11 protein-coding genes and 1 pseudogene are annotated in these 15455 nt (G+C 66.0%); 9 read left to right on the top strand and 3 right to left on the bottom strand.

Going from position 1 to position 15455, the window contains the following annotated elements:
• The first annotated feature begins 4 nt into the window (after nucleotides 1-4).
• Nucleotides 5-1045 (top strand): hypothetical protein, encoded by a 1041-nt coding sequence (locus HFP48_RS29755; RefSeq protein ID WP_246872633.1) that lies wholly within the window; start codon nucleotides 5-7, stop codon nucleotides 1043-1045.
• Between the two features lie 495 nt (nucleotides 1046-1540).
• A pseudogene (locus tag HFP48_RS31895) lies at nucleotides 1541-1771 on the top strand (SAM-dependent methyltransferase); the annotation flags it as partial.
• A 340-nt stretch (nucleotides 1772-2111) separates the two neighbouring features.
• Here HFP48_RS31895 and HFP48_RS32155 read toward each other — a convergent pair.
• Complete coding sequence (locus tag HFP48_RS32155; RefSeq protein WP_282597488.1) at nucleotides 2112-2246, bottom strand: hypothetical protein; 135 nt, start codon at nucleotides 2244-2246, stop codon at nucleotides 2112-2114.
• Nucleotides 2247-3116: 870 nt separating this feature from the next.
• Between HFP48_RS32155 and HFP48_RS31890 the strand changes: the two genes are divergently transcribed.
• The 6 genes from HFP48_RS31890 to HFP48_RS29725 all read left to right on the top strand — a co-directional run bounded on the left by HFP48_RS31890 (nucleotide 3117) and on the right by HFP48_RS29725 (nucleotide 10548).
• Complete coding sequence (locus HFP48_RS31890; RefSeq protein ID WP_246872632.1) at nucleotides 3117-3875, top strand: hypothetical protein; 759 nt, start codon at nucleotides 3117-3119, stop codon at nucleotides 3873-3875.
• A gap of 178 nt (nucleotides 3876-4053) precedes the next feature.
• Nucleotides 4054-4458: a prolyl oligopeptidase family serine peptidase gene (locus HFP48_RS29745; RefSeq protein WP_168580928.1), complete on the top strand. Its 405-nt coding sequence runs from the start codon at nucleotides 4054-4056 to the stop codon at nucleotides 4456-4458.
• Nucleotides 4459-4843: 385 nt separating this feature from the next.
• On the top strand, nucleotides 4844-5161 hold the full coding sequence (locus HFP48_RS29740) for an XRE family transcriptional regulator (RefSeq protein ID WP_168580927.1): 318 nt from the start codon (nucleotides 4844-4846) through the stop codon (nucleotides 5159-5161).
• A gap of 538 nt (nucleotides 5162-5699) precedes the next feature.
• On the top strand, nucleotides 5700-9014 hold the full coding sequence (locus HFP48_RS29735; protein ID WP_168580926.1) for a protein kinase: 3315 nt from the start codon (nucleotides 5700-5702) through the stop codon (nucleotides 9012-9014).
• A 293-nt stretch (nucleotides 9015-9307) separates the two neighbouring features.
• Nucleotides 9308-10168 carry an alpha/beta hydrolase gene (locus tag HFP48_RS29730; protein WP_168580925.1) on the top strand — a complete coding sequence of 287 codons (861 nt, stop codon included), beginning with the start codon at nucleotides 9308-9310 and terminating at the stop codon, nucleotides 10166-10168.
• Complete coding sequence (locus HFP48_RS29725; protein WP_168580924.1) at nucleotides 10165-10548, top strand: OB-fold domain-containing protein; 384 nt, start codon at nucleotides 10165-10167, stop codon at nucleotides 10546-10548. Before HFP48_RS29730 ends, HFP48_RS29725 begins: the two co-directional genes overlap by 4 nt.
• 625 nt (nucleotides 10549-11173) lie before the next feature.
• Here HFP48_RS29725 and HFP48_RS29720 read toward each other — a convergent pair.
• Both HFP48_RS29720 and HFP48_RS29715 read right to left on the bottom strand, forming a co-directional pair.
• The gene (locus tag HFP48_RS29720) at nucleotides 11174-11689 is read right to left on the bottom strand and encodes a DoxX family protein (protein WP_210432866.1); all 516 of its coding nucleotides are present in this window, start codon (nucleotides 11687-11689) and stop codon (nucleotides 11174-11176) included.
• Nucleotides 11690-12355: 666 nt separating this feature from the next.
• Nucleotides 12356-13702, bottom strand: a complete 1347-nt coding sequence (locus tag HFP48_RS29715; RefSeq protein WP_168580922.1) for an acyl-CoA dehydrogenase family protein — start codon at nucleotides 13700-13702, stop codon at nucleotides 12356-12358.
• Between the two features lie 821 nt (nucleotides 13703-14523).
• On the opposite strand from HFP48_RS29715, the gene HFP48_RS32150 reads away from it, so the two are divergent.
• Nucleotides 14524-14967, top strand: coding sequence for a PaaI family thioesterase (locus tag HFP48_RS32150; protein ID WP_282597498.1), 444 nt, complete (start codon nucleotides 14524-14526; stop codon nucleotides 14965-14967).
• Nucleotides 14968-15455: the final 488 nt, after the last annotated feature.

Raw genomic sequence — 15455 nt, 5'->3', positions numbered from 1 at the left:
CTCGATGCCCTCGTCGAACGGTGGCCGCCGCGCCGCACACGTCCCGACACGTTATCGGTACGACTGGTCGCTCTTCGAAGACTGGTGCGCCGCCGCTGATCTGGAATCCCTGCCGGCCGAGCCCATGGCACTCGCCCAGTTCCTGCACGAGAATCCCGCTGCGCCCCACACCCAGATCTGCCGTGTCTCCGCGATCAACTACTTCCACGACCGGGCCGGTGTCGCAGCCCCCGGACGAGTCACCGCCCTCCGGACCCAGCTCAACATGCGCCGCGCCGACCGATTGGCGCATCGTCGCAACATCGCCGAGCAGGTACTGCGACAGATTCCTACGGTGGGATGGCCGCATGGGTTGTTCGGGCGGCGTGATGCTGCCCTGCTGGTGTTCACGGTGTACGCGGGGTTGCCATTCGACGCGGTGGGTCGTCTGCGCCGCAGCGACATCGAGGTCGATGCCGGTGAGTTGTTCATCGGTGGGACCCATCAGGTCCGGTTCCGTCCGAGTTCGGATCGGTCGGTGTGTCCGGTGCGGGCTTACGGGCAATGGGCCCAGATTCTCGACTTCACCGATCGCCATCCCAGCACGAGATTGCTCGCTCGGCATCTGTCCCGTGTCGACGGCAGGGAAGAGACATATAACGGTGAGCCGATCCTGCCGGGAAGCAGACGAGATGGGCCGCTGTTCACACCGATCGATCGGTGGGGGTACCTACCGCTGGTACCGGAACCACTGTCTGCAGCTGCGATCGCTCAACTCGTGCGCGCCAGATTGAACGGTACCGCGTCACTTCACGTCCTCCCGCCCAAGAGCCTCACCCGGCTCGAACATGACCTACGGGACGGCACCGGAGCCGAGGGCGGTCCGGACTCCTCACCCGCCCCGGTGGTGATGGAGATGGAGCGCGACTACTACACACGAGGTATCGCCGCTCGCCGGCACACGCACGAGCGGATGCGAACTGTCGACGACCTTCTCGACGAGGTGGAGACCGAAGCCGATCAGTTGCTCGAGCGTACTTTGGAGATTCTCGAGCGCTACAGCTAGAGACTCATAGAGGCTGCCATATGGGTACGGTTGCTGAGGGGGTGGATGTTTCGCTAGACCGCAAGGGTGGCTGTCATTAATCGCAGATGAGATTGGGCGGTCGTGCGGTGAGTCGCTGGTGTGGGCGAGTCGGCGTGCTCCGACGGCACCACTGCGCGACATGCGGAGTGTCTGTACTGTTGGCGGTGAGCGGGTCGGCCGAAAGACAATGACACCCAGTCGGTCCACCGTCGACTAACCATCTTTCGGTCGGCCCAATCGTCAATATTCTTCCGAAAATTGTTCTCTTACAACGGATTCTGTCTACGGGCACTCCAGGTGTCCTGACGACGCATCATCGCTACCTTCGTGCGCGTCCCGGGCAAAGTCCTGAATCGTTGGGGGTTGCCCGCTCTCGTCGGGCGCCACCTTGCCGAGGTGCACCGCACGGTGTGACCACCGGGCGCCGGTGTCGCGGCGCCAAGCTGGACCTCGGCATCCGACACCCTGACGGTGAACTGGGACGAGGCGGCGGCGCACAGCAGTGCCGGGCGGGTACGGGTACGGGTACGGCGGCTGTACATGGCCGGCGCGGCGTCGGCATTTGCGGCGAACCGGCTCGGGGTCAATCAGGTCCCGGCAGTCATGCACCGAACGGGGTCACAGCGGCATGCCCGCACCCGCGCCGAACTCGTGCAGCCATCCGCACCGAACGCACCCGGATGTACACCGGGGAGAGTGGCGTGAACAGAGAGTTCCTCACCGCCGCGGTAGCCGTTCGCGTCGTTCGGCTCGACCTCGTGCGGCGCGGGAGACGACGCATCCGGTGCGTCGACGACGACCGCGCGGGGCACCACGGCTGTTCTGAGATCGATATCGGCCCCCCACCCGGCACCGCCGAGCTGTCCACAGTAGAGAAGACGACGGGGGAGCAAAGACGCTGGTGATGACGTACCGGTGAAGGACCGACCGGAGTGCCGAGGTACGGCGAGGTGGCGTCGGGTCGGTCGAGCTCGGTTCGAAGTAAGGGTCGGTCGAGCTCGGTTCGAAGTAAGGGTGCCGTCTCTTGGCCCGGCCGCGTGGGGTGTCAGTGAGGGGCTGGGTTGCCGGCATTGTCCCAGTCGGGCAGCTCCGGTATCCGGGTGGCCAGGACGGTGTGGGCGAGGACCAGTGTGACGGCGAGGGCGCGCGCAACCGGGCGGAGGACGAGAGTGCAGATCATCGGAGGAACCGTCTTCTTTCTTTTTTCGCCGTCGGGCGGGGGTGGAGGGGGTCCTGGACACCCCGCCTGGGGGAGGGCGGGGCGTCCAGGGCGGGTCGCTTGTCGACCCGGGATTCCACGAACCGCCGGCAGGGGGATGGCGGATCGTGGCAGCTGGGTCGGCCGAGGCAATAACCACGGTCGTGCACCCTTCAACCAGATTTACTGCACTCGGTGCCGAAAATCAAGGCCGCCACGGAGGGGCTTCGCCCCACCCGGGGCGGGCTCGAGCTGCGCATCGAGGAGGACCAACTCGACTGGCGTCCCGAGGATGCGCCGCATCCTGCGCGCCACCCACCAGCCGGGGCAGGACTCACCGTTCGTGCATCTGAGCATCGACACCCGTCCCAGATCGGGATCAGGGTCGGTGTGGACGGCCCGGACGCCGTGCTCGAGTGGATCGACGACTACGAACACCAGGCCACGTTGGCGGCGCGGTCAACGACAGCATCCTGACCGCACCCACCTCGAGGCGAGCTGACCCGTACCCCGCGCCGACCACGAAGAGGACCCGATGAACAGCTACCACCAGCGCGAACATCGAGCCGACTCCGCGGCGCCGGGTCTCGCTCCTGCGGTCTCTCGTCACCTCTCGTGGCCGCCGGCCGGTACTGGAGATCATGAGAGGCGGACAGCGGAGCCTGTAATCGACAGGGTCCGGCGCCTTTCCGTCGCACCGATGCGTCCGCGGGCCGTGGCTTTCGGACCCCGAGCGCATCGTCTTCTCGACAGTGCAGCAGGGCGCCGAGTCGGACTACCGTGAATTGGTGGAGGTCTTCCGGAAGTGCGACTGTCGGATAGTGCGTACCGCGAGAAGGGGACGACAACCCCATGAAGAACCTCGCCACATTCCTCGGTGTGCTCTCGGCGGTGTTCGGCGCGATAGTGCTGCGTCCCGTCAACAGCTACCAAGCGTTCATGTGGAAGTCGACGGCGACGGCGCAGACACCTGGACTCGTCCTTCTGGGATCGCTTGCCGCCGTTCTGGGCATGAAGCAGCGGTCCCCGCTCGCGGTAATCACCGGGACGCTCGGCGCCGGCATCGGCGTGACCTACATCCAGCGCACGGTCGCGCCCCATAACGGTTTCGCGCGGGCGTTCGGGCGGGACTGGCAACGCCGCATCCCCCCGGAAGCCGAACAGCGCATGCTGCGACGACGGCTGACATGGCGATTGCCTCGCGTGCCGGAGCCGCGCCTAACCCGCAACGTGCCGTTCTGCACCATCCCCGGCACAAACCGTCGACTCCTGGCCGACATCTGGCAGCCGCCCGTCGGCGTCGAGTCCTCCGGCACGGCGATCGTCCATCTCTACGGCGGCTCCTGGCACTTTTTCGACAAGGACGTCCTGACACGGCCGCTGTTTCGCCAGCTTGCCGGCCAGGCCATGTCGTCATGGACGCCGCGCACCGCAGCTGCCCGGAGACGGACGTCACCGGCATGGTCGGCGACGTCCACCGCGCGGTGGCGTGGATCAAGGCGAACGCGGCGCAGTACGGGATCGACTCCGGGCGGGTGGTCGTCATGGGCGGCTCCTCCGGGGCCCACATCGCGCTGCTGGCCGCCTATGCCCCGGACGAGCCGCGGCTGATACCCGAAGATGTCGTCCGCATACCGGCGCTGGTTGGCCCAGGAAGGGGCCTCGCCACCCCCGCCCCCCGAGGCAGCGGTCGGAGCCGGGCAAGCTCGCCAACGCCCTGTACACGCTCATGTTGGGTCGACCACTCACGGCGGTGCAGTTGCCGCCGGCACCGCCCGTCCGTCAATTGATGCGCAACCTTCTGGGCGGGCTGCCCGACGAGGTCCCCGAGATGTACGACCTCGCCTCGCCGGTCCACCACGTGCGCGCATCCTGCCCGCCCACGCTGATGTTCCAAGGCACACACGATGCCGTCGTTCCCCTCCAGGCAGCGCGCAAGTTGTATCGCGCACTCGACACGGCCGGCGTCCCGGTCGTATACGTCGAGTTCCCCTGGACCGAGCATGCGTTCGACGGGATGTATCCGCCGATGGCCAATCCCGCCGCCAGGGCCGCGCTGTACGATCTCGAGCGCTTTTTGGCCTGCGTCGCCGCTGATCGGCAACCAGCTGGACAAAGCGCGGTCAACGCATCGAGGGCACATCCCCGCACCAATTCGCCTGCCCGCGAGAGCGGCCCAAGCGCGGGACGGTGAACCCGAGGGTCCACCCCCTTCGCCCCCGCTCCTGGGGCCGGACTCGGTCGCGGTCGACGCGGTTCGTCCTGGTGAAACGGGCCGGCTGTCCTGGCACGGGGTGCCTGACACCGGGACGTCACGGGACATGCCCCCGACAGGGGTTCGGCCGGGAATGCTGTCACATTCTCGGCCGGCTCTCTGCTTCTCGAGTTTTTCACCGTTACCGAGTACTCTCTCGATCCGCGAATCTCGAGGTGCGCGCGCCCAGCGGCCCACCGCAATGCCGCGCATCGACTCGTCCCCAGGGCGCCCACCGGTGGTACCGCTGCATCCTTCTGCGGTGCTGCGATACCACCGACGCTGCGTTGCGCGCCGCATATGTCGACAATCCGGGTCGGCGGAGATGCGACGGGTTCGTTTCCCGACGGCGTGGACGGTGCCGGCGCAGTGCACCCACCTCTGGCCGCGGCAGACGAGACCGGCCAGGTCGAGCACCGACCAGGTCCGCGCCTACCGACTCAAAGAGTTGCGCAAGGCACAGCACCTGACCCAGAAGCAGGTGGCCGAGCGACTGGAGGTGGGGCAGAACCGGGTCTCGACCATCGAGCGCGGTGAGCTCGACCGTATCCAGCTCGACACACTGCGCCGATACGTCGATGCGGTCGGCGGCACGCTGCGCATCGAAGTCGAACTCGGCGACGACCGGTTCCAGATCGCGTAGCACCGTAGAGCCGGGAAAGGTGTTCCTGCCTTCTCCCGGGGGAGCGATCGTTCGGAGTCGTCTCCCCCGTCGCAGGCGCCGGCGCGCAGCGATCCGTATCCGGTCGGGCGCACCCGGAGGGTGCACGCACGGACCCGTGCAGCAGCGGTGACCGGTGGATGAGCCGGCCCAGCCGGTCGATACCGGCAGCACCCACCAGTTCGCGACGCGGTTCGGCACGCCGGCTGCCGGCATCTCGAGGTCACCGTCGCCCAGGTCACCGCCGCCGCCGAGATGCTCACCGAAGGCCTCGGCGAGAACCTGGTGCATTTGGATGGCGTCGGTCGAAGCGGATGATCTGCCGCAGCTGCATCGGGTGTCCACAACAAGCTGAACCTTGCCCCCACGTTCCGGGGCGGTGGAAGGCCACGTCGACCGTATACGGCGATATCCTGAGTCCACGCCTCACGAGGTGGGGTCATAGAGGAACGTGCGCTGGTTGTGCCGTCGGGACCGGTGCGCGGGAGTAGCGAGTCGACGGAGTGAGTAGCTCGTACCGATGGGTGACCGGGATCCGCGCGATACGCAGAGGTACCCGCCGGCCCCGGCCGCGGAGTTGGCCGACGCCGGGTTCGACGACGTTCAGGAGATCGGCCGCGGCGGGTTCGGCGTGGTCTACCGCTGCACCCAGGCGGACCTGGATCGCACGGTGGCGGTGAAGGTACTCACCGTCGACCTCGACGAGGAGAACCGGGCACGGTTCCTCCGGGAGCAGCGGGCGATGGGGCGGCTGACCGGGCACCCGAACATCGTCCCCATCCTGCAGGTCGGCACCACCGCCGGCGGCCGGCCCTACCTGGTGATGCCGTACCACCCGCAAAATTCGCTGGACGCGCGACTCCGCCGCCGCGGACCGCTGCCGCTGGTGGAGGCCCTGCGGCTCGGGGTGAAGATGGCCGGGGCGCTCGAGACCGCGCACCGGCTCGGCATCGTGCATCGCGACGTCAAACCGGCGAACATTCTGCTCACCGAGTACGGCGAGCCGCAACTGGCCGACTTCGGTATCGCGCACATCGCCGGGGGGTTCGAGACCGCCACCGGCGCCGTCACCGGATCGCCCGCCTACACCGCGCCGGAGGTGCTGGCCGGTGAGTCGCCGAGTCCGGCCGCCGACGTCTACGGACTCGGCGCCACCGTGTTCAGTGCGCTGACCGGCCACGCCGCGTTCGAACGCCGCAGCGGGGAGCAGGTGGTCGCGCAGTTCCTGCGGATCACCACGCAACCGGTGCCCGATCTGCGCGAGCACGGGATCCCCGACGACGTGGCCGAGACGGTCGCGCGCGCGATGGCCCGCCAGCCCGGTCGGCGTCCGGCCACCGCCGCCGCCTTCGGCGAGGAACTGCGCGCCCTGCAACGCAACCACGACCTCCCGGTCGATGAGATGGCCCTGCGCGCCGACGCCGACGCCGAGGCCGAGGACGTCGAGGCCGGGGAGGACGCGGAGGCCGGGGAGGTCGGGGGCCCCGGGCCGGTGCTGAGCGGCAGACGACGGATCCCGGCACCCGCCATACCGGGCGCGACGGGCAGTCTTCCATTGGAGCGGACCAGTTTCGTCGGCCGCCGCCACGAGCTCACCGAGGCGAAGAACCTCCTGACCGGCTCCCGGCTGGTGACGTTGACCGGAATAGGCGGGGTCGGCAAGACCCGCCTGGCTGTGCGGGTCGCGGAGGCGGTGCAGCGCGACTACGCCCAAGGGGTGCGCCTGGTCGAGCTCGGGGAGCTGCGCGATGCATCGTTGCTTGTCGACGCGGTAGCCGCCGCCGTGGGGCTGCGGGATCAGTCGGCGCGGCCGATGCAGGAAGTGCTGCTCGAATTCCTCGCCCCGCGGCAGGTGCTGGTGGTCCTCGACAACTGCGAGCACCTGATCGACGCGGTTGCCGAACTCGCCGAACTCCTGCTGCGAACGTGTCCTGGGCTGCGGATCCTGGCCACCAGCCGCGAACCCCTGGTCCTCGGCGGGGAGGCGGTGCTCGCCGTCCCCCCGCTGACGGTCCCGGATCCACAGCAGCCACCCTCGATGCGGACGTTGCCCAGATACGATGCGGTGAAAATGTTCACCGAACGCGCCGCGGCCGCCGTTCCCGGTTTCGCGCTCACCGAGGACAACGCGGCGACGGTGGCGCGGATCTGTCACCGGCTCGACGGGCTGCCGCTGCCGATCGAGCTGGCCGCGGCCCGGCTGCGGGCGCTCTCTCCCGAGCAGATCCTCGAGCGGCTCACCGACCGCTACACCCTGCTCACCCGCGGCAGCCGGGGTGCGCCGACGCGGCAGCAGACGCTGCGGTGGTGTATCGACTGGAGTTTCGAGTTGTGCACCGCCGTCGAGCAACGGGTGTGGGGTCGGGTGGCGGTGTTCGCGGGCAGCTTCGACCTCGACGCCGCGGAGCACGTGTGCGGTGCAGATATGGCCGCGGGTGAGGTGCTGGACACGCTGACCGCCCTGGTGGAGAAGTCGATCCTGGTCCGGGAGGAGGCCGGGTCGGTGGTGCGGTTCCGGATGCTCGAGACGCTCCGCGCATACGGCTACGAGAAGCTCGAGCAGAGCGGCGAGGACCTGGCCGTGCGTCGCCGCCACCGGGACTGGTACGAGGCGTTGGCGCTCGACGCGGAGGCCGAGTGGATCAGCGCCCGCCAGCTCGACTGGATCACCCGCCTGAAGCGGGAACTGCCGAACCTGCGGGAGGCTCTCGAATTCTGCGTCGAGGACGATCCCGCTGTCGGGCTGCGTATCGCCGGCGCGCTCTACGTGTTCTGGGCCTCCCAAGGATTGTTCAGCGAGGGGCGGCGATGGTACGACCGACTGCTCGTTCGTCAGAGCGGCCCGCCTACCCTCGAGTGGGTCGAGGCGTTCTACGGCGCCACCGTGATGGCCAACGTACAAGGTGACCTCCGGGCGGCAGCCGTATTCGTGGAGGCGGGGCGCAGGCTGGCCGCGCAGACCAGCGACTCCCTGATGCGCGCTTTCGTCGACGCTGCCGATGGCATGCTGGCTCTCTACAGCGGGGATCTTCCATACGCATGTTCTCACCTCGAGACCGCACTCGCCGAGTTCCGCGGACGCGGGGAACGCACCCTCGAAGTAGGAACGATGTATTCGTTGGGGTTGGCCTTCGGGCTGTCCGGCTTGACGCAACGGGCCGTGGAATACCACGAACGTGTGCTGGCACTGACCGAAGAGCACGGTGAAAAGATGTTTCGGTCACTTTCGCTTTGGGGCTTGGCCATTGCCGTGTGGCGCCAGGGCGATGCCGATCATGCGGTCCGGCTTCTCGAAGAATCTCTTGGCCTCGCTCGTCAGGTGCACAGCCCGCGCGTGGCCACCTTGTGCCTCGAGGCGCTGGCCTGGATCACTGGCGACCTGGGCGACCTGCCGCGGGCGACAGTCCTGATGGGAGCGGCAGAAGGGGTGGCGCGGTCGATCGGCAGTGAGGCGGTCATACATGCGAATCTTGTTGTTTACCATCAGGAATGCGAGCAGAAGGCCCAACAGGACCTCGGCGGTAGGGCATTCGCCGCGGCATACCGCCAAGGTGAACAGTTCGGCTTCGACGCGGCCATCGCCTACACCCTCCGCGAGCAACCGCCGACCGCTTCCAGGTCCGGCACCGGCGCGTCGGCGCGACTGACCAAGAGAGAACGTCAAGTCGCCGCCCTCGTCGGCGAAGGTCTGACGAATCAAGCCATCGCCCATCGCTTGGTGATCTCACTTCGCACGGCACAAGGACATGTGGAACATATCCTGGCGAAACTCGGATTCACCTCCCGGGCACAGGTCGCCGCCTGGGTCGCGGAGCAGACGCACGACCAGGTCTAGTGGCTCGGCAGACGGCCCCGCCCCCGAACAATGCAGGAGAATGATCGTTTTCGGTGCAGGCCCGCCGTAGCAGTCGGTGATGGTTGGGCGCTGCGTCTGATGTCGCCGTGTCCACTGGTAATTAGGCGGTGCAGAGGGGTCCCGGGATGCGGTCGCTGGCCTTCCTTCGTACCGACCAGTCTTCTTCCTTCGGGGAAAACAGGTATGCCTACGGGTATTACGGCCGTCGCCTCGTCGCGTCAGGCGAGGGCATGGTGTGACCTGTCTCACCCGTTCGATCGAAGGTTCACCCGATGCACTACCCATCGCTCACCCGAGCCGACTGCCACTCCACCGCGATGCACTGGAGAACTGTTCGAGTCGACGCCCGGGCGGAGATGTGCGGCGTCCTCGGGCGAGGATCGCCGGTGGTCTTCGTGCCCGGATGGGGATTGACGCCCTGGATCTACCGCCGCGCCTTGGCTCAACTTGCCCGGAACTTTCTGGTCTACGCCCCGGCGATCCCGGGGTTCGCGGGTGTGCCGGACCGGCCCCTCGACGAGCGGACACTGACGGAGTGTTCCGCCTGGCTCGGTCGGTTTCTGGACGCTGCCGGACTCGGTCCCCTGACCCTGGCCGGGCACTCGTTCGGGGGAGCGATCGCGATCCGGGCCGCCCATGATCTTCCGGATCGGGTAGCGCGCCTGGTTCTGGTCAACTCCGTGGGGGGAGGGGCGTGGCCGGACATCAGTACAGTGGTGCCCCCGCTCGACGATGGACCACTGTGGGAGCGGAGAGCTGCGGCTCTGGGGGATGCACTGTCGTTCCGGATGCTTGCCTCGACCATGACGGCTCGCCGCACCACCCCCACCGCCTTCCGTGACAGGGTCGGTGGTCCGGGAACGGTGTGGCGCACCGAGCCCCTCCCCCAGGATGGGGACCTGACCGCTCAGCTGAACGGACTTGCGCGGCGTCGTCTGCCGGTGTCGCTGGTGTGGAGCCGGGGAGACCGCCTGATACCGCGTGCGAGCCTCGAATCGCTCCGTGATGCGCTGGGTAGACCACCGGTGTTCACCGTCTCGGGAGGCCATGGGTGGCTGATCACCGACCCGGAGTATTTCGGTAACGCGATGCGGACCGTATTGGGCGGGCTCCCCGTCGAGGTCGCGCCATGAGTGCCGGTGTCGCCAGTCGCGGGCGCGAAACCACGCGACTCGGGAAGCTCGTCATCTGGAAATGCAGGCGCTGCGCCGCGCTGCTCGCACCCTTGACTACATCTTGTCCCTTGTGCGACCACGGCAATCTCGATCCTGTCGACTCGGCCGGCGCGGGAGTGATTGTCTCGTGCCGGGTCGTCGATCGCACACCCGACCCGGTGTGCAGTGCGCCGTGTCCGTCGGTCATCGCCATCGTCGCACTCGACGAGGGCCCGTGGGTGTATTCCTGGATCGACGGCGACGTTCCGATGCCCTCCGATCGACCGGTGCGGGTGTGGTTCCGTCACACGCAGCCAGGCGAGCGATTCCCGATCTTCGAACCACGCGACCCCGCGTGACCGGGCTTCGGCGAGGAGTTGGTTCTTCGGTGTCTGCCTGCCGATGCTGTTCTCGGCACTGTTCTTCAAGCTCACGGAAGACTCGACGACAGGATGCACCCGCGTCCGGAGTGGGAATTGTCTCGGGCGAGATGCCGAAGAGGTCGACAGCTGAGGTTGCTCGTGATTTGAGTGACCCGCCGGCGACGTGTTCCCGCTGGCCCCGGCACGTTCGTATCCACCCGCCGAAGGTCCCTGGCATCGCGTCGAATGCATCCGCGCAGCCCGAGGCGCTGTGCGCGGCATTGAAGAGCTCAAAGAAGAGCTCCGCACCATGCGGACGGTCGCCGCCCTCGTCGACCATCCGGTGGACCCCGGGTCACGCCCCCGATCCCATTGGCGAGGCCGACCCGATGATCCGAGACCGAACGTGACGCATCAACGCAGACGGCACGATGGTTGATTCGGAACATAGCCCCCATCGTGCGAGACGGGACGACCTCCCGTCTCGGTCGCATACACGGCTCGTCCTGCCCGTCCGAAGGCATTGATCCTCTGATTATCACCGCCCACATCCCCTCCTTCGACATCGTCCCATCGGACAGGGCAAGCGAAGTCGGGTTTTGGGTGCGGTGAACCAGTTTTCTCAGGAAGAGGTACTTTCCGTGGCCGCCGCTGGAGGCCGGTAGAACATTGCGAGTTGCCCGATACCGGCCACAACTCCGGCGCTCAACGCTACGAGCGTGCCGAGCCAAGTGCCCGTACCGAAACCAGCGACGTGATCGAGCGAGATTGCGCCGGGACCGGTAGCGGCGACGCTGAGTGCCACCACAGCAAGAACAAAGTTGTACTCCCATCCGTTTCCTACGATGAAGAACCCATTGTCTCGGTGGGATGTCCATGCCGCGACGATCATGAGAGCGACAATGGCCGCCGCCGCAAGTGGAGTGAGGAAACCGAGTGCAAACAGTATGCCACCGGCGATCTCTGTGATCGCCGCAAGTAGTGCCTGCATTCGCCCAGGACGCATGCCAATCGAGTCGAACCACCGGGCAGTCCCGGTCAACCGTCCCCCCCGGAAGAGCTTCACATATCCGTGTGCTGCCAGCGTGACGCCGGTGGCTACTCGTAGCAGGAGAAGTCCAGTATCGAGAGCTGAGATCATTTCGCACTCCTTGTCAACAGGGCAGCTGCCCGTGGGGTAGATCAGTAACTCGGTATGCGGCCGAACGGGCTGCTAGTCAACGTGTAGACCCATCGCTGGCACGACTATCCGGCGTGCGCTCTGAGGCGTGGTGGAACGCCGCTGCACGGCGCCATGGTGAATCATCCATGGTGCGGTACAACGTGATTGCCAGAGCGGACCACATCCGCGCTACTTGGGAGTGCCGCATGAGAGCCGCTCATCTGTGATGGTCAAGAGTTGAATCGGTTACCCACCGGCCGACGTTTCGACTCCTGCCGGTGGCTCAACGAGCGCGGAGTTAGCATCTCGACTATCTCGCTCGCAGGAGTGGTGAACATCGAACTAGGCCAAGAACGAGGACATCTCGACGCCACCCCGGTGCACCCGGACGACGGCGGTGGCGTCGGTTCGGGGGAAGCTCGGCTCAACAGTCCGCCTCACGCCCGGTGCAGGGAGGGTGGGATGGCGGTGACATACTGACCCCTCTTCCGTAGCACCGTTGTTTTCGCGATGTCGACCTTTCCGGATACCCGCTCCGACGCCGGCGGCAGCAAGCGCGTCGTAATCTGGCGAGTTCGGGGACGCCGACGATCACCGGTCTGATGCGTGATTTGCCAACGGTGCGGTCCCAAGGATGTTCGGTCAGATTCCCAGGCGCTCGAGCAGTCGTTCGTGGGCGACGGCCGGGCCTCCGAGCAGCAGGTCGGTCTCACGAGCGCGCACCCGGATGGACTCGGCCGTATCGCTGTCGACCTCTGCAATCGAGACGAGGCGTAGAGCCGCCGTTCTGAGCGCATGCGAGCAACCAATGTGAGCCAGGGCGGCAGCAACCGCACCGGAGCCGACATCGTCACTGCCCTGAGTGCGCACTGCGCGGTACCAAAGGGCAGTTGCGCCGGCCCGCAGCATCTCGAGATCGGCGATCTCGCGAGTGTAGCGGCGCCACGCTTCATTGTCGCGGCACGACGGCGGAATCTCCGACAAGCACCTGAGTGCACGGTCCATCACTCCCATCTGTTCGCCCGCAAGAACCGTGGCTGCCTTGTCGACCGTGCCATTCATGATCCTGCCGCCTGCGCCCACCTCGCCGATCAGAACAGCGGATGCGTTCGCGAAGGTGATCCGCGACAGGGCGCGGGGCTTGTAGAGGGAGTCCAAGGGCTCGATGGTGACACCCGGTGCTTGTCGGGCGACCCGATACAGCGAAGGCCCGCCGACGGTCCTTGCGATCACGAGGATCGTATCGGCAGCCTCGGCGCCGGGGACGTACCACTTCTCGCCGTTGATTCGCCAACTGCCGTCAACCACCTTCGCGTGAGTTCGGACCATCACCGGGTCCCACGAACCGGTCCGTTCGACTGCCGCGAGAGTCGACCGCCGCATCTCGGGGTCAGCATCGGTGGGCACACCGGCGACAGCGAGCGCTTGTGCACCCAATCCAGCCGCAGAGAAGTAGTCGGTTCCCGACAACGTGTAACCTGCCGAGTACGCCACCTGAGCCAAACCCGCCGCGAGGTCGCCAAATGCGTCCCGCTGCCAATCTTCTTCGGAAACGACCGTTGTCAGTGCTTCGTTGCGTTCGATGACGTGCCCGGCGACGTCGATGGCGACGGATTCCAGTGCGCGGTCGGCCTGCGCGGTGAGCGTCCCGGTGGCCTGAACCAACCGTCGTAGTGCTACCCGGAGCGGATTTCCTACTTCGACGAGCAGGCCGGGCCCGAGAAGCTCGGCGACGAACTCTCCGGCTTCGGCAAGTCCTCGCAATTCGGCCGCCTCGATGACCATGGGTTGGCACGCGACGTCACCGGATCGAAGCTGGCGTACCGCCTCGAGTTGGACAAGCAGGACGCTCAGGCGGCGCCGGAGTGCGCGATCGTCCCAGGTCCGTGTCGACCGCATCAGCGCCGAAAGAGACTCGGCGGTCAGACTCTCGAGGAGATCTGCTCGATCCCGTTCGGTGAGCGCCGCGCTGTCGATTGTCGATTCCATCGTTCCTCCCAGGCCGTCGTGTCGTGTCTATACAGGACGACCTCTTCGCATCACGGTGTAGATTAATAGTTTAGCTGATGATACTGTTTCTGCCATGCCGACGTTCATATCACCAACCGACCTGCCCCAGGTCGACGGTGACTATGTGCCTCTGATCGCCTCAAGGTCTTCCACGTCAAACCACCTGACATTCCCGGAGGAACTTGGGCCGTGTGGTGTTCAGGTGGACCGGTCAGGGACTTCTGCTACCCGGACCTCCCGACTTGCCAAAGGTGGTGCAGGGTGAGTGCCCGCGGTCGGTGGGCGCATGCACAAGGGCGACCATCCGCCCGGCATATCCGTGCGGTCGAGGCCCCTTATGCTGCTCGGCGAAACCGTCGGCAGTGGTATGCCTCGTATCAGCGTGTAGGGGTCATGGAAGCCGCGGTGCACAACAATGTCCTGTGAGGCGACGGATATCCCAATCTCGCGGCTGTGGATGAACACGCAACAGCAGATGCTCCGTACCATCTTCGACAACGTCGATTTCGGTACTCTTCGCACCGTGATCCCGGGCTGGTTCGAGGAACTCGTACCCGCGGTGGCTACCGACTGAGATCGTCGTCGTCCCGAAGCTCGATTCGGTTACGCTGTCCCACACATTTTTTCCGAATGCGGACAACTCTCCCGTATCGTCACGCCTGCACTCGGTGGGCGCGGCCTTCAGCGTCGAAAGGGGAACCGTGTCCACGACCGGCCCGAACGAAACCGAGCAACCGGCGGCATCGGTCAGTCAAGACGATCCCTCCTCTCCTTTCTACGCGCCCAAGTCACCAGGCGGAATGAGCTTGTGCCACGGCTGCCGTCGAAGGAATCGCTGCAGACTCGGAATTGAAAGCGAACAGCTCGACGAGCACGGCGTCGTGATCAGTCGCGTGGTATGTCCTCCGGGGGAGGAAGGAGGACCAAAGGTTGCGCACGGCGGATGGACGGCAGGTGTCATGGATGAACTAGTGGGGCACACCCTTACGATGAACGCCGAGTTCGGCGTGACGGGGACGCTGTCCGTGAGGTTCGTTCGTCCGGTACCGCTTTGCTGGCAGTTGATTGGTCGGGCGTGGATCACCAAGCATGAGGGCAGAAAGGTCTTCGTCAACGCGACTCTCGAACTCGAGAATTCTGGCGCGATTGTGGCGGAGGCCGACGCGATCATGGTCAAACGACCCGAGACTCACTTCGAGTCGCACTACAAGTGGCTGGAAGGTCAACGCGGTATAGGCAAATAGCATATCGACGGTGCGGTTTCGCACTTGAAACTCCCAGAGGGAATGATCGTGGAGGAAAGTCTGACGACGTGCAGCCCCAACGAAACGACGAGCGGGGGCCGAATGAGGTTGGTCGCCGCGCGTTTGCACGCGGTAAGACCTCTGCATTCGCACCTGCAGCAGACGATGCTATCGGAAAGGCAACAGTGGGCGGTGTCGACGATCGGGGGGATACCCTCCCGCGGACGGTTCCCTGCCAAGGTTCCTCTCGACATTGCCGCCGAGGCATTGCATTTGGCGCTGCGTGACGCTGGAGCTTCCTGACCCAACCTGCGATCGTCCTCGCCTGCAACTCCCGATCTCGAACCCTGACCCGGTCGTCGGCACGGTGGAGCCCATCGAGATCCCACGATATGGCGTGTTCAACGGCCGCGCGACCACGAACACGTGCGTTTCCATGACAGTCGAAGTCATCGAACACAGCGAGGCCGACATTGCGGGGGCCGTAG

Origin of the sequence: Rhodococcus sp. DMU1 (assembly GCF_012272955.1) — a bacterium.
GTDB lineage: Bacteria > Actinomycetota > Actinomycetes > Mycobacteriales > Mycobacteriaceae > Rhodococcus > Rhodococcus aetherivorans.
This window is presented reverse-complemented; position numbering and strand designations above follow the sequence as displayed.

Coding starts and splice junctions, on each gene's coding strand:
- HFP48_RS29755 (WP_246872633.1), top strand. CDS start 5: ATGCCCTCGTCGAACGGTGGCCGCCGCGCCGCACACGTCCCGACACGT.
- HFP48_RS32155 (WP_282597488.1), bottom strand. CDS start 2,246: ATGATCTGCACTCTCGTCCTCCGCCCGGTTGCGCGCGCCCTCGCCGTC.
- HFP48_RS31890 (WP_246872632.1), top strand. CDS start 3,117: ATGAAGAACCTCGCCACATTCCTCGGTGTGCTCTCGGCGGTGTTCGGC.
- HFP48_RS29745 (WP_168580928.1), top strand. CDS start 4,054: ATGCGCAACCTTCTGGGCGGGCTGCCCGACGAGGTCCCCGAGATGTAC.
- HFP48_RS29740 (WP_168580927.1), top strand. CDS start 4,844: ATGCGACGGGTTCGTTTCCCGACGGCGTGGACGGTGCCGGCGCAGTGC.
- HFP48_RS29735 (WP_168580926.1), top strand. CDS start 5,700: ATGGGTGACCGGGATCCGCGCGATACGCAGAGGTACCCGCCGGCCCCG.
- HFP48_RS29730 (WP_168580925.1), top strand. CDS start 9,308: ATGCACTACCCATCGCTCACCCGAGCCGACTGCCACTCCACCGCGATG.
- HFP48_RS29725 (WP_168580924.1), top strand. CDS start 10,165: ATGAGTGCCGGTGTCGCCAGTCGCGGGCGCGAAACCACGCGACTCGGG.
- HFP48_RS29715 (WP_168580922.1), bottom strand. CDS start 13,702: ATGGAATCGACAATCGACAGCGCGGCGCTCACCGAACGGGATCGAGCA.
- HFP48_RS32150 (WP_282597498.1), top strand. CDS start 14,524: ATGAGCTTGTGCCACGGCTGCCGTCGAAGGAATCGCTGCAGACTCGGA.